This is a genomic window from Actinacidiphila sp. bgisy167 (assembly GCF_057707665.1).
Map to the genome: position 1 here is coordinate 1 of NZ_JBYIQP010000227.1, position 704 is coordinate 704.

Here is a 704-nt window from a genome sequence, read left to right on the forward strand (position 1 = left end):
CAGGCCGTGCTGGTCCTGCGCTGGTTCCGCGAACGCGGCTGCGTGCACTGCCTGGCCCGCGACGCCGGCATCTCCCAGGCCACCGGCTACCGCTACCTCCACGAAGGCATCGACGTCCTCGCCGACCAGGCCCCGGACCTGCACGAGGTCCTGGAGCGCTGCCGGCGCGAGGGCATGACCCACGTGGTCCTGGACGGCACGCTGATCGAGTCCGACCGCGTCGCCGGAGTCCGCGAGAACGGCAACGACCTGTGGTTCAGCCAGAAACACAAGGCGTTCGGCGGGAACGTGCAATTCCTGTCCGCCCCGGACGGCACCCCACTATGGGTCTCCGACGTCGAGCCCGGATCCACCCCGGACATCACCGCAGCCCGCATCCACGCCCTCCCCGCTCCCTACAAGGCCGCGGCCGACGGCCTGCCCACCCTGGCCGACAAGGGCTACATCGGAGCCGGCATCGGCATCCACGTCCCCGTCCGCCGCCCGAAGGGCCGCTCCGAACAGGCCCTGCACGCGGACACCCGCACCACGAACAGCCTGATCAGAGGCATCCGTGCACTCGGCGAACGCGCTGCCGCCGAGCTCAAACAGCGCTGGCGCACCCTGCAGCACGTCACCCTCAGCCCGAGCCGGATCGGCGACATCGCCCGCGCCGCCCTCGTCCTCAACGGAACCTGGAAATGATCACCGCTGAGAAAACGTCA

General features: G+C 70.0%; 1 protein-coding gene. It reads left to right on the top strand.

The annotated features are described in order from the left end of the window. Positions 1 to 684, top strand: a 684-nt coding sequence (locus AC3ET4_RS30905; protein ID WP_431955298.1) for a transposase family protein, incomplete at its 5' end; no start/stop codon positions are given. Positions 685 to 704 lie beyond the last annotated feature (20 nt).